A 13,438-nucleotide genomic window follows, 5' to 3' on the forward strand; every position below is an offset into this window, starting at 1 on the left:
CAGATCACTTCCGAGAGGCTTTTGCGGTCTGGACGGGACTCGAACCCGCGACCTCCTGCGTGACAGGCAGGCATTCTAACCAGCTGAACTACCAGACCAATTTTTATCTATTTTCCCCACCTTTTTATCGGTGAAAATCTTCATTTCTGAAGCCCTTTTGTTTAAGGTGTTGCAAATGTATGGTGGCGATTTTTTAAATGCAACAACTTGTCTGAATTTATTTTAATTTTTTTTCAAACTGCTGAAAATGCAACAGATGCTTACCAAAAGTCCATATAAGTTTTAATTTTGTAGCCTTAACTAAAAACGACATGCTATTGGATTTCGAAAAACCCATCGCAGAACTGGAAGCTAAGCTTGAAGACATGAAAAAGATCGCTCAGGAGAGTGATGTGGATGTTAAAGATGCTGTCAAGTCCTTGGAAGCAAGGATCAAAAACCTGAAAAAGGAAACCTTTGGTAACCTTACACGCTGGCAGAGAGTGCAGCTATCACGGCACCCCGAGCGGCCTTATACATTAGATTATATATATGAAATGTCTGATGATTTTGTTGAGTTGCATGGCGACAGAACAGTGAAGGATGATAAAGCTATTGTAGGAGGCTTTGCAACCATTAATAAACAGACTTTTATGATCATAGGTCAGCAGAAGGGAAGGAATACCAAACAACGGCAAATGCGCAATTTTGGTATGGCCAATCCGGAAGGTTATAGAAAGGCGCTGCGTTTGATGAAGCTGGCGGAAAAATTTAACAAGCCTATTATTACCTTAATAGATACTCCGGGAGCATTTCCTGGCCTGGAAGCTGAAGAACGTGGACAGGGGGAAGCCATTGCGCGAAACCTCAAGGAAATGTTCATGCTTAAAGTACCGGTGATCTGTATTGTGATAGGAGAGGGAGCTTCTGGCGGAGCCTTAGGGATTGCCATTGGCGACAGAGTATTTATGCTGGAAAATACCTGGTATTCGGTGATATCTCCTGAAAACTGCTCAACAATCTTATGGCGTAGCTGGGATTATAAAGAACAGGCTGCTGAGGCCATGCGTGTAACAGCTCACGATATGCTTGATCTTAAATTGATCGATGGCATTATAAATGAACCGCTGGGAGGCGCTCATGTTGACCTGAAGGCTATGACCAAAGAGCTTAAAAAGGTAATTATGGAGCACATTAAAGAATTACTACAAAAAACACCGGAAGAGCGTATTGAACAACGCATAGATAAATTCTGCAAAATGGGTGTAGTAAAGGAATAGATTATAGAAGGTTTCTTTTAATTTTAGGCCACAGGATATCAATTCTGTGGCTTTATTTTTATCACTGTCAGGAAGCTGAAATATTATGAAATTACATGTTATAAATACCGGGTTTTTTAAGTTGGATGGAGGAGCTATGTTTGGCGTGGTGCCAAAGTCCTTGTGGCAGCGAACGAATCCTGCCGATGAAAATAACCTTTGTACCTGGGCCATGCGTTGTCTGCTTATAGAAGACGGAGACCGGCTTATTTTGATAGACAATGGAATTGGAGACAAGCAAAGCGATAAGTTCTTATCCCACTATTATCTGCATGGAGACGCCAGTCTGAAAAAATCTCTCAATGAAGCAGGGTTTAAAGAAGATGATATCACAGATATGTTTCTCACTCATCTTCACTTCGACCATTGTGGAGGGGGGGTGAAATATGCCACGAACGAAAAGCTGGAGCTAACCTTTAAAAATGCCAGTTATTGGACGAATGAGGACCATTGGAAATGGGCCACAGAGCCCAATGCCCGTGAAAAGGCCAGCTTTCTAAAGGAAAATATTATGCCCATGCAGGAAAGCGGGCACCTTAAATATGTACCCACTGATGGCGCCTCACCATTTAATCAATTTGATATTATTACAGTAGACGGACATACCGATAAGCAGATGCTTCCCCGTATAAAATATAAGGATAAGACCATAGTATTTGTGGCTGACCTGCTGCCGTCAACCGGACATATCCCCTTGGCCTATGTAATGGGGTACGACACAAGGCCGCTGCTTACACTTCAGGAAAAAGAAGCATTCCTCAATGAAGCAGTTGATAACGAGTACATTTTATTCCTTGAACATGATCCTGTCAACGAATGTTGTACCGTGAAGCATACTGAAAGGGGCGTTAGGCTAGACAAAACATTTCCTTTAAAAGAGGTGCTGTGATGAAAAAGGTAGGACTTGTTCTTTCCGGCGGTGGCGCCCGGGGTATAGCACATCTGGGTGTCATTAAAGCCCTGGAAGAAGCGGGGCTTATTTTCTCGGCAATATCCGGCAGTAGCGCTGGTGCTATTATTGGAGCGTTTTATGCGCAGGGATTTACAGCCGATGAAATAATATGCATTGTTAAAGAAGTTAAAACCTATCATTTTCTGTTGCCTTCCCTAAGTTGGAAGGGCCTTTTAAAAATCGATGTGATCAGAAGGTTTGCTGATCGTCATCTACGGGTAACTACTTTTGAGGAATTAGCTATACCGCTATATGTTGCTGCCACTCACCTGAAGTCCGGGCGCACAAAGATATTTCAATCAGGTGACCTTGTGAGCGCTCTGGCTGCATCGTCATGTATACCGGTGCTTTTTGATCCTGTGGAGTATGAAGGCGAGCTTTACATTGACGGAGGGATCTTAAATAATCTTCCTGTAGAGCCAGTACGCAAAAGCTGTGATGTGGTGATAGGCTCTCACTGTAATCCCGTGGATCATAATTTTGATGCAAAAAATGCCAAATTAGTAATGGAAAGAGCGCTTTTGCTGGCCATTTCCTGCAATGTATATAGCAGAAGCGGTCTTTGCGACTTCTTTTTTGAGCCTAAAGGCCTGGAAACATATAAAGTAATGGACCTTTCTGCCGTTGATGATATGTATGAAATCGGCTATATAGAGGCTAAAAAACAGATTGAAGCACAACAAATTGTTGAGCGCCTTAATACATAAGCTATCAAACTTATGCTTGATTTGAACCTCAGTTAAAGACTAAACAATAGAATTAAAAAATGAATTTTAAAGAACTCATACTTCAGGGAATACCGGATGAACTGCCTCCTAAAAAGGAGTATGATCCGTCCGTTAATCACGCACCAAAACGCAAGGATATTTTATCTGATCAGGAAAAGAAATTAGCGATAATCAATGCGCTGAGATATTTTCATCCGAAGCATCATGGGGTATTGAGCAAGGAATTCAGTGAGGAATTGCACCAATACGGTCGTATATACATGTACCGGTTCCGTCCGGGCTATGCCATGTATGCCAGATCTATTGACGAGTATCCCTGCCAGTCGAAGCAGGCGGCAGCCATAATGCTGATGATACAAAACAACCTTGATCCCGCGGTTGCACAGCATCCCCATGAACTGATCACCTATGGGGGAAATGGCGCGGTGTTCCAAAACTGGGCTCAGTACCTGCTTACTATGCAGTACCTGGCCACTATGACTGATGAGCAGACCCTTCATATGTACTCAGGCCATCCGCTGGGGCTGTTTCCTTCCTCCAAAGGAGCGCCACGTGCGGTGGTGACCAATGGCATGATGATACCCAACTACTCCAAACAGGACGATTGGGAAAAATACAACGCCTTAGGAGTAACCCAATATGGCCAAATGACCGCAGGGTCCTATATGTATATCGGGCCTCAAGGTATCGTACATGGCACTACTATTACTGTGCTTAATGCCGGTCGTAAGATCGCTAAAAATGGAGAGGGGCTTGCTGGTAAATTGTTTGTATCTTCAGGGTTAGGTGGTATGAGTGGCGCTCAGCCAAAGGCAGGCAATATTGCGGGATGTATCTCTATTGTAGCCGAGGTCAACCCCAAGGCCATCCACACCCGTCATTCTCAGGGATGGGTCGATGAAGTGATAGAAGATATGCACTCGCTTATTCAGAGGGTGAAAAAGGCTAAGGATGTTAAAGAGGTAGTATCCATTGCCTACCATGGTAACATTGTTGAAATATGGGAAGAATTTGATAAAGCCGGAGTTTATATTGATATGGGTTCTGATCAGACGTCTCTGCACAACCCATGGGCAGGCGGCTATTATCCCGTAACACTCTCATTTGAAGATGCCAATGCAATGATGGCTTCAGACCCGACTCAGTTCAAAGAACATGTGAAGGAGTCATTAAGAAGGCAGGCTACTGCTATCAACAAGCACACGGCAAAGGGCACTTACTTTTTTGATTATGGGAATGCCTTCTTACTGGAAGCATCCAGGGCAGGAGCCGACATCATGGCTGAAAATGGTATAGATTTCAGGTACCCTTCCTACGTACAGGATATTATGGGGCCTATGTGTTTTGACTATGGCTTCGGGCCTTTCAGGTGGGTATGCACGAGTGGAAAAGCAGAGGATCTCGAAAAAACGGATCAGTTAGCTGCTGATGTACTTGAAGAGATCATGCGTAACTCACCAGCAGAAATACAACAGCAGATGGGTGATAACATACGCTGGATCAGGGCTGCCGGTGAAAATAAACTGGTGGTAGGGTCTCAGGCCAGGATCTTATATGCAGATGCTGAAGGTAGAATGAAGATCGCTTCGGCATTTAATGAAGCCATCAAACGCGGAGAAATTGGACCGGTTGTGCTCGGGAGAGACCACCACGATGTTTCCGGCACGGATAGTCCATACAGGGAGACATCTAATATCTATGATGGCTCACGCTTCACTGCTGATATGGCCATTCAGAATGTAATTGGTGATGCCTTCAGAGGAGCTACCTGGATATCTATTCATAACGGTGGTGGTGTAGGCTGGGGAGAGGTGATCAACGGAGGATTCGGCATGTTGCTTGACGGAAGTGAGGAAGCGCAACAGAGATTGGAGAACATGCTTTTCTATGACGTGAACAACGGCATAGCGAGAAGAAGCTGGGCCCGGAATGAAGGGGCGGTCTTTGCGATTAAACGAGAAATGGAGAGAAATCCTAATTTAAAAGTTACGGTACCATATTCTGTTAAAAATGATGATTTTTTTCGTTAAGAGATTGATATAGTAATTTTTCTATAATTTTTTAAGTTTAAAAAAAGGCGAAATTTGTTGGATAAGTAATTTTAACCAATAGATTTGCAGTAAATTTAATTTTTTAAAATACAAAACATTATGAAAAAAGTATTACTTTCTATTTTTGCAGTTATTGCTTTTGCTGCAACATCTAATGCGCAAGTTAACTTTGGTGTTAAAGCTGGTCTAAACCTTGCGGATCTTGCATCTTCTGAAGACGAGTTTGAAGCGGATTCAAAAATTGGTTTGCACCTAGGTGGATATGTTGAGTTATCTCTTTCTGATAAGTTTGCTTTACAGCCAGAATTAGTTTATTCCGCTCAGGGAGCGAAATCTGAGTTTTCAGGAGAGGAAGATTTGGGCGGAGGAATTATTGGAACTTACTCTGAAGAATATAACCTTAAATTGAACTACCTGAACGTACCGGTATTGTTTAAATTTAAACCTTCTGAATCATTTTATATAGGAGCAGGTCCTCAATTAGGCTTACTTCTGAGTGCAAATTCTGAATATGACTACACTGTTACTGCTTCTGGAATATCGGTTTCTGATTCTGGCGAGGAAGATGTGAAAGATGAAATGAAAGGAATGGATTTGTCTTTTGCCATCGGTGCTGGACTGGAGCTTGAGAGCGGTTTGAACTTCGGTTTACGATACAACTACGGCCTGTCTGATGTATATGATAAGAATGAAGGAGATGCTGTAAGAAACTCTGTTCTTCAATTTTCTGTAGGATTCAGATTGACAAATAACTAAAATATTAAGTAGTGTTTGTAAGAAAGCTCTAAGTGGCTTTAAGAAAAGGTTCCCGCTAAAGAGCAGGATGAAGTTCAAAAAAGCAGTAGTCCCGTACAGTTGTCGGGAAGAGTATTTTTGGAACGAGTGTAACGCGAACATTGGCGTTTTCTTAGAGACACTAAGTAAATAAATTGGAGCCGGAGTGTATTGCACTTCGGCTTTTTTGTTGATAAATAAAATTTGTCAGATATTTACCTCTTAAAACCAAAATTTACTTATATGAAAAAATTTTTACTCGTTGTCTTTGCTTTAGTTGGTTTCTTGGCTTCAGTGAATGCGCAAACTGAAAAAGGTTCTATTACTGCCGGAGGAAATATTTCGATAGACTTTGAAAAAGAGAAATTCAAATCGGGAAGTACCACCGTAGATGTGGGAAACAATACTTCTTTTACTTTTAATCCTTTAGTTGGATTTTTTATTATGGATGGGCTGGCTGCGGGCTTGGAGGTTAACCTTCAGACGTCAAAATTTAAATCAGATGATGATACGTTTGAGTCAAAGTTCAATGCTATATCCATAGGTCCATTTGTTAAATATTATCATACAAGTGGCGCCTTCGGGATGGGAAGTATTGGCTTTGGGTCTGCAAAATCCGAATCAACAAATAACAATAACACCAATGAAGCGGAATTTGGTCTGTTTACATGGCGGTTAGGGGGAGGCTATGCGCTGTTTCTTAATGATCATGTTTCTCTTGAGCCCATGCTTTCTTATGGGTCATTTGTCACTAAAGATAAAGACTCAGATCAGGACGAAAAGGATATTACCAATGGTTTTCAGATTAGTGTGGGGTTCCACATCTTTTTGAAATGACATTTATTGGGTAGCACCCTGGAAATGAAAAAGGACTGTCATGTTGATCAGTCCTTTTCTATTTTTGATAGTATATGTGTTTTATTTTTTACCTCCGAAAATAAAAGCACCTATTCTTATGCCAATGTAGCTGTTCTTGAACTCATATTCTATGGTTTCAGTGCCGAATTGCATACTGTCTTCTGTTTTAGGAATAATGTTGTAGTCAATATTAATATTGAAATGCCCAATATCAGCACCAATTCTTGGATATAATCCGAATTTAGAACTGGCATCAAGTTTAAGATCTGCATCATCAAAACCTACAGAAGCGATTGAATATAAACCAAATCCAAGTCCTACATAAGGACGGAAGGTGTTATCGCTCAGATAGTACTGCCCGTTTAGAGTATAGGAGCCATTTGTTGAAATGTCAGCCTCGGTATTATCAATACTCTTAGCCATTGCAGCCCATTCCATTCTTAAACCAACTGCAATAGCATCGTTAACCCTATAAGCAGGTTCAATGGCAAAAAGAACACCGCCACCACCATCTGGTATGGCATAGCCTAATCCTAATCCAAGCTTAAAAGGCTTGTAATTTTGTGCGTTTACGGTTGCAAAAGCAACAAAAAGTAACGCAATAGAAAAGAAAAATTTTTTCATAAAAAGTAAGTTTTGGTTATAAAAATTTTTTCAAAATAGTGATAAAAATGAATATGTCAAATTCTTTTTCGATAGTTTTTTGATCAACTAAATAAGATGAAGTAGAAATATACTAACATTATCCAATGTTATAGTAGTTCATCTTGAGGCCTTTAGCTTACTTTATGGTCCTTTTTTGTATATATTTATCAAAATAAAAAAACTAAAACCAAAACTGATAAATTATGAAAAAGCTGTTACTAACATTTGGTATTGTCTCCTCAATCATCACCTTTTCGAATGCCCAAGGTATAACGTTAGGAGGTGGGTTGGCTTACGGTACAGAAATAGACGAGTTGGGATTAGGGTTTGACGCTGAATTTTATCTTAAAGATAACCTGTCCATTTCTCCTGATCTTATCATTTACTTCGTAGATGACTCCCGTTTTGTCGACCGTGGTTTTGGGAGATCAATGCCAATATAAACTATTATTTTCTTCAGGAAAGCTCAGTCGATGTATATGGAGTTGGAGGCTTGAGTTTGGGCACCGTTAAGGTGAAATACGATGATGGTAATATCAGGTATAAGGACACGAATTCCGAACTGGGCCTGAATTTGGGAATAGGCACCAACCTGAATTTAGGAGGTAGCATTAAACCTTTTGCGGAATTTAAATTTACCATAAGTGATTTTGACCAGGCCGTACTGTTTTTCGGGGTTAAGTACGACTTAAAGTAGTATTTGTTCGAAAAACTTATGCAGAGACAAATTATTTATAGCCTTTTTTTATATTGCGGCTAACAATCAAAAGAAAACTAACTATGAAAAAACTAACTATTCTAGTCTTACTCTTGGCTGCCACCATGGCAGGGGCTAATGCTCAAGTAGGTTTGGGTGTTAAGGCAGGATTAAATTTTGCTAACTTAGATGCAGCAGGTGACCCGGATGCAAAAACCGGATATCATTTTGGTGCTTTTGCAGAAATTGGATTGGGAGGCATTGCCTTACAACCTGAGTTGTTGTTTTCAGCAAAGGGAGCAGAGGATTTTGATTTAAGTTATCTTGAAATTCCAATTTTGCTCAAGAAAAATTTTGCTAAAGTTCTAAATATCCATTTAGGACCTCAATTTGGCATTTTAACAAAGGCTGAAGCAGATTTTGGAACTGGTAGTGAAGACATCAAAGATAGCCTTAAGTCATCGGATTTAAGCTTGGTGGCTGGTGCAGGTGTAAACCTACCTATGGGATTGGTTGGAGGAGCAAGGTACGTTCTGGGGCTTTCTGACATCAATGACTTTGAGGGGAGTGACTCCGACATAAAAAACAAAACCTTCCAGGTATATGTAGGCTGGAAATTTGCCGGTAACTAATAGTACAAATATACGTTTTATATCTAGCCCCGTTTTTGCGGGGCTTTTTTTATAACAAAAATATAAACCATGAAAAAACTACCATTACTAATTGCTCTTTGTCTATTTGGTTTTATTATTGGATCTCATGCTCAGGTAAGCGCACGACTGGGAGTAAAAGCCGGCCCTAACTTTGCAAATGTAGATGCAAAAAGTTCTTTTGGGGAAAAATATAATTCTCGTACTGGCTTTCACGCTGGTGCTTTTGCCACTTTTAAATTTACCAAGTTGGCGGTTCAGCCAGAATTGATTTTTTCAAAACAGGGCTCAACCATAGATTTTAATGGAGAGGATCTGGATAGGAATTATTCCTATTTTAATATCCCTGTAATGCTAAAGTTGTATTTATTAGGAGGATTGAACCTGCAAGTCGGCCCGCAGTTCGGCTTTTTGGCCTCAGCCAAGGGTGATGTTTTAGACGGGCTTGGAAACAAATCAGAAGAAGACATCAAAGATGAACTAAAAGGCTCAGAGATCAGTCTCGGGCTGGGTGCCGGATGGGACCTGCCTTTTGGACTTACGGTAGATGCACGTTATAACCTGGGTTTATCTGATATCAACGACAATGAGGCTTCACCTGAAGCAAAAAATCAGGTGTTTCAGGTTTCCATAGGTTACCGGCTTATTCAGTTGGGAAAATAATCTCTGTCAGTAATTAAAAAAATCAAAACTAACAGTCCCCGGACCTGTTCCAGTACAGTTGTTCGGGAAGTGGAACGAGCGTAACGCGGACATTGGCGTTTTCTTAGAGACACTAAGTACATTTAATTCAAGAAGCCTTGTCATGCGACAAGGCTTCTCTTTCTTCATAACATTGGTGCGGCATTTGCAAAGTGTAATGTATGGCAAGAATAAAAATACAACACGGCAAATCGCCCATAGTAGTATGTGCTATTCACAACGGCCATAATATCCGGCCGGAGGTGCTTCCTTACCTGAATTTATCTGAAGCCGAACGTTTGCGTGAGGAAGACCCTTATACCACCGAATGGCTCTATATATCGGATAATACCATAAAATTAACTGTCTCCAGATTTGAGCTGGACATCAACAGGCCCCGGGAAAAGGCTGTGTACCTCAAGCCGGAAGACGCCTGGGATCTTCAGGTGTGGAAACAAGATCTCCCGCAGCAAATTGTAGATAACTCTCTACAACTGTATGACGAATTCTATGATCAGATAGAAGCCTATTTTGATCAACTGTTTCACGAACACGAATGGCTGGTAATATACGACCTGCATTCCTACAATTATCGCAGGGGAGGGGTAGATCAATATTCCAGTCCGGAGGGAAACCCTGAGATAAACCTGGGGACCCAAAATCTTAACCGGTCGGTTTGGACTCCTGTTATTGACACAATGCTTCAATCCTTTCGGGAGTTCAATTTTGAAGGCCGACACCTCGATGTACGGGAAAATGTAAAATTTGGTGGTGGCTACTTCAGTAAGTGGCTTTATCAGAAATATGGCGACCGCATCTGTCCTGTGGCTTTGGAGTTTAAAAAGTTTTTCATGGATGAATGGACTGGCGAGCAGGATGACAGGAAGATCCAACATATCAGGGAGTTGCTGATCGCTTCTATTAATCCTGTAAAAGAAGCCGCCTCCAAAATAAAAGTGTCGGTATAATATGATTGAACAATCTTTTATCCAATCCATCTGCAAGTCATTAAAAAGAGGTAAGAGCGTTAATCGTCTATTACCGGATGGTGGAAAAATAGTTATTGATCAATTGCTGCCTTATATCTGTATTTACAGGTATCCTGCTGATCACCAGGATGTTTACCTGTCGGGTATTCTGCGTACGCAAGCGGCCTATATTCTGGTTAGTCAGGACCTGGATATCAGGGAGTTGGTTCGCTGTATAGCGTCAACGGTTTCCTCACGATTTAAGGCGATGATGATCATTGAAATGTGGCCGGGCAAGGGAGCTGATATCGAAGCATTTAAAGTGTTGTGCCCAAGTGAAAGAGCACCGGCTACAGCTAGGGCACTAAAGGAAGGCCTGGAAGAGGTAAAGCTGGACTATCCACAGTTGTCAGTAGAGGTTATTGATACTAAGCACCGTCATCCCGATGGCTTACCAGAGTTGCTGTCTATTGATCAATCAAAAGAAGCGGGCAGCTTGATTATCGGTATTGAAGTGCCACCTATATATATCAGTGCTAATAAGGCATACTTTGCTCTCTTATACAGGAAATTGAGAACCCGGTTATCGAAGGTGCTGAAGCGCGCTGCGTTTGAATTTGTAAGGGTACAGACCGCCAACGAATTTACGCATTATCTCATGATGGGCAAGACCCGCCTGACGCAACTTGTACGGTCTGCGGATCAGAGAATAGCAGAGGTGAGTGAGCGAATGAATTTTCTTATGCGCGTGACACCTGTCAATGATGTTACAGCATGGGAAAAATTTAAGGAAAGCAAGTTTCAGAAAGTACCGTCATTTAAATACCGGCTAATTCCGCTAGATCCTGAGCTCGAAAAGAGGAAGCTTTATAGCATAGAACTGGAAAGGATAGAAGATCCTACGCTTGCATTTCTTTTTAGGAGCAAAAGAAAGGAACTGGAGCTCCAGCTCTCCATGCTTGAGGCAAGGCAAAAGCAAAGTTTCAGGCACCTGAGTCAGAGTTTGTTCGGAGAGATACCTGAGAGCACTAAACGACTTGCAAAGGATATTCTCAGCAATATCTCGCTTGCAAATACCACTGGTGCGAAGAAAATGAAATGCTATGAATTTGCAGAATTAGCAAAAAGGGAAATAGCTATATATCAGGAAAAATTTCCTGAAATAAAAATAGGAGTAGAGATCAGGCATGATGTTACTGGTCTGATGGTTTCCAAATCAATGCTGCTCGTGGGGGATACGCTTTCTATAAATCCGGCAAGGGCAGAGGCTTTGATCCAGCACGAAGTGGGGACACATATATTGACCTATTGTAACGGTAAAAGACAGCCCATCCATCAAATGTATGCAGGTCTTGATAGCTATGACCAGCTTCAGGAAGGGCTGGCGGTATTGGCAGAATACTTTACCGGAGGGCTTACAGCCGGCAGGTTGCGGTTGCTGGCTGCAAGGGTACTAGCTGCTGACCTTATGGTGAAAGATGCCGATTTTATTGAGACTTTCAGATATTTAAAGGATGAATTGGACTTTCCACCGGTAAGCTCTTTTGACATTACTGCAAGAATATTCCGCGGTGGCGGGTTCACCAAAGATGCAGTTTACCTGCGTGGATTGGAACAGTTGCTGAAATTTCTTCATAAGGGGGGCAATATCGAGACGCTCTATCTGGGAAAGTTTGACCTCAAACATGTTAGCTTTATTGAAGAACTGTTGCACAGAACTGTTCTTAAAAAACCAGTATTGCCTCCTTTTTTAAAGCAAAATATAGTTGAAAAAAAATTAGAAAAAATCCGCCAGGGTATGTCACCGCTGGCGCTGTTGGAACCATTGCAACAACTAAATTGAAAATGAAAATAGCATTTATAATCAACGATATAAAAACCGAAAAAAAAGGGTACACTACAGTAGATCTGGCTCTTACCGCCCATAGAATGGGGCATGAGATATATGTGATAGGGGCCGGAGAGCTGGCTTATGCTTCTGATGGCTTTATGACCGCACGAGCCTACATAGTACAGGAAACAAAGTACAAGTCTGCCGAGAATTTTTTGAAGGCTCTTCAGAAGTCCGACCCGGTAACGATCAACGCTAAGGATCTGGATGTCTTGTTTATCAGGAATGATCCCTCCGATGATATGAATGACCGCACCTGGGCGCAGAATTCACCGTATGTTTTTGGGCAGATCGCTATGCGAAACGGTGTATTGGTGCTGAACCATCCCGTAACGCTGCCCAATTCCATTAATAAGATGTATTTTCAGCACTTCCCAGAGATTATACGTCCAAAAACTATTATCACCCGGGATGTTCGGGAGATAGAGGATTTTTTTAAAGAGCAGAAAAGCAGGATGATCCTGAAACCACTTCAGGGCTCAGGAGGGAAAAATGTGTTTTTGATAGAAGAAAAAACAAAGAAAAACCTGAAGCAGATAATAGAAGCCATAAGCCGGGATGGTTATATCATTGCCCAGGAGTATCTGCCTAAGGCAGTTGATGGCGACACTCGTATGTTTTTAATGAATGGTGAGCCACTAGTGGTGAATGGCAAGTATGCGGCTATCAGGCGTGTTAATAATAATGGAGATATCCGGAGCAACATACATGCTGGCGGGCATCCGGAAAAAGCAAAAGTAGATGATGATATGCTCAGGCTGGCCGATGCCCTTCGACCGAAACTGATCCAGGATGGAATGTTCCTGATCGGTATCGACATAGTAGGGGATAAGCTAATGGAAGTAAATGTTTTCAGCCCGGGCACATTAAATATTATGTCAAAAACATATGGAGTGGACTTTAGTAAGGCGGTTATCCAATCCATAGAACGCAAGATCAGGTACAAGGAAATATACGGACCGGATGTGAATAATGCTACATTAGCAGTCCTGTAGAGGGCTCGGTGGCCGTAGTCTAAATTCAGGTTCTTCCGACTTCGGTCTTCGGACTTCCCCGCCACTGTCCTCCGCTGGCGGAGGTGTCCGAAGGACGGAGGTGGTAGAGCGTGGAGCCGAACGGCAGGCGCTAAGAGTCAATTCACTTTTGCATCTATTTTCGGGAGGAGCATGAGCACGTGTATTAAAAACATTGCGGTTTGGGATTAGTGATGACTGCTTACTATTCAGGTTCTTCGGACTTTCCATA

The 13,438-nt window shown here is 41.8% G+C and carries 14 protein-coding genes and 1 tRNA gene; 13 read left to right on the plus strand and 2 right to left on the minus strand.

The window, feature by feature from the left end:
* Positions 1 to 24: 24 nt before the first annotated feature.
* Positions 25 to 98, minus strand: a tRNA-Asp gene (locus tag C900_RS00005).
* 213 nt (positions 99 to 311) lie between these two features.
* On the opposite strand from C900_RS00005, the gene C900_RS00010 reads away from it, so the two are divergent.
* The 6 genes from C900_RS00010 (at position 312) to C900_RS00035 (ending at position 6,640) form a co-directional block, all read left to right on the plus strand.
* A complete protein-coding gene (locus C900_RS00010; RefSeq protein WP_009577426.1) occupies positions 312 to 1,259 on the plus strand; it encodes an acetyl-CoA carboxylase carboxyltransferase subunit alpha in 948 nt (315 codons plus the stop codon).
* 85 nt (positions 1,260 to 1,344) lie between these two features.
* Complete coding sequence (locus C900_RS00015) at positions 1,345 to 2,187, plus strand: MBL fold metallo-hydrolase (protein ID WP_009577427.1); 843 nt, start codon at positions 1,345 to 1,347, stop codon at positions 2,185 to 2,187.
* Positions 2,187 to 2,957, plus strand: coding sequence for a patatin-like phospholipase family protein (locus C900_RS00020; RefSeq protein WP_009577428.1), 771 nt, complete (start codon positions 2,187 to 2,189; stop codon positions 2,955 to 2,957). Before C900_RS00015 ends, C900_RS00020 begins: the two co-directional genes overlap by 1 nt.
* 59 nt (positions 2,958 to 3,016) lie before the next feature.
* Positions 3,017 to 5,008, plus strand: a complete 1,992-nt coding sequence (locus C900_RS00025; protein WP_009577429.1) for a urocanate hydratase — start codon at positions 3,017 to 3,019, stop codon at positions 5,006 to 5,008.
* Between the two features lie 120 nt (positions 5,009 to 5,128).
* Positions 5,129 to 5,785 carry a porin family protein gene (locus C900_RS00030; RefSeq protein WP_009577430.1) on the plus strand — a complete coding sequence of 219 codons (657 nt, stop codon included), beginning with the start codon at positions 5,129 to 5,131 and terminating at the stop codon, positions 5,783 to 5,785.
* A 261-nt stretch (positions 5,786 to 6,046) separates the two neighbouring features.
* A complete protein-coding gene (locus tag C900_RS00035) occupies positions 6,047 to 6,640 on the plus strand; it encodes an outer membrane beta-barrel protein (protein ID WP_009577431.1) in 594 nt (197 codons plus the stop codon).
* An 81-nt stretch (positions 6,641 to 6,721) separates the two neighbouring features.
* Here the strand turns inward: C900_RS00035 and C900_RS00040 are convergent, their stop codons facing one another.
* The gene (locus C900_RS00040) at positions 6,722 to 7,285 is read right to left on the minus strand and encodes an outer membrane beta-barrel protein (protein WP_009577432.1); all 564 of its coding nucleotides are present in this window, start codon (positions 7,283 to 7,285) and stop codon (positions 6,722 to 6,724) included.
* A 224-nt stretch (positions 7,286 to 7,509) separates the two neighbouring features.
* Between C900_RS00040 and C900_RS00045 the strand changes: the two genes are divergently transcribed.
* From C900_RS00045 to C900_RS00075, 7 genes are all read left to right on the plus strand, one after another.
* Positions 7,510 to 7,749 (plus strand): hypothetical protein, encoded by a 240-nt coding sequence (locus C900_RS00045; RefSeq protein WP_009577433.1) that lies wholly within the window; start codon positions 7,510 to 7,512, stop codon positions 7,747 to 7,749.
* A gap of 50 nt (positions 7,750 to 7,799) precedes the next feature.
* A complete protein-coding gene (locus tag C900_RS00050; protein WP_425401993.1) occupies positions 7,800 to 8,003 on the plus strand; it encodes a hypothetical protein in 204 nt (67 codons plus the stop codon).
* Positions 8,004 to 8,086: 83 nt separating this feature from the next.
* The gene (locus C900_RS00055) at positions 8,087 to 8,635 is read left to right on the plus strand and encodes a porin family protein (RefSeq protein WP_009577435.1); all 549 of its coding nucleotides are present in this window, start codon (positions 8,087 to 8,089) and stop codon (positions 8,633 to 8,635) included.
* A 69-nt stretch (positions 8,636 to 8,704) separates the two neighbouring features.
* On the plus strand, positions 8,705 to 9,316 hold the full coding sequence (locus tag C900_RS00060) for a porin family protein (RefSeq protein WP_009577437.1): 612 nt from the start codon (positions 8,705 to 8,707) through the stop codon (positions 9,314 to 9,316).
* Positions 9,317 to 9,516: 200 nt separating this feature from the next.
* Positions 9,517 to 10,302 (plus strand): N-formylglutamate amidohydrolase, encoded by a 786-nt coding sequence (locus tag C900_RS00065; protein ID WP_009577439.1) that lies wholly within the window; start codon positions 9,517 to 9,519, stop codon positions 10,300 to 10,302.
* A 1-nt stretch (position 10,303) separates the two neighbouring features.
* Positions 10,304 to 12,145, plus strand: coding sequence for a peptidase MATCAP family protein (locus C900_RS00070; RefSeq protein ID WP_009577441.1), 1,842 nt, complete (start codon positions 10,304 to 10,306; stop codon positions 12,143 to 12,145).
* 2 nt (positions 12,146 to 12,147) lie between these two features.
* Positions 12,148 to 13,188, plus strand: a complete 1,041-nt coding sequence (locus C900_RS00075) for a glutathione synthetase (RefSeq protein ID WP_009577443.1) — start codon at positions 12,148 to 12,150, stop codon at positions 13,186 to 13,188.
* The last annotated feature ends 250 nt before the right edge of the window (positions 13,189 to 13,438 follow it).

Origin of the sequence: Fulvivirga imtechensis AK7, assembly GCF_000331535.1 — a bacterium.
Lineage (GTDB): Bacteria > Bacteroidota > Bacteroidia > Cytophagales > Cyclobacteriaceae > Fulvivirga > Fulvivirga imtechensis.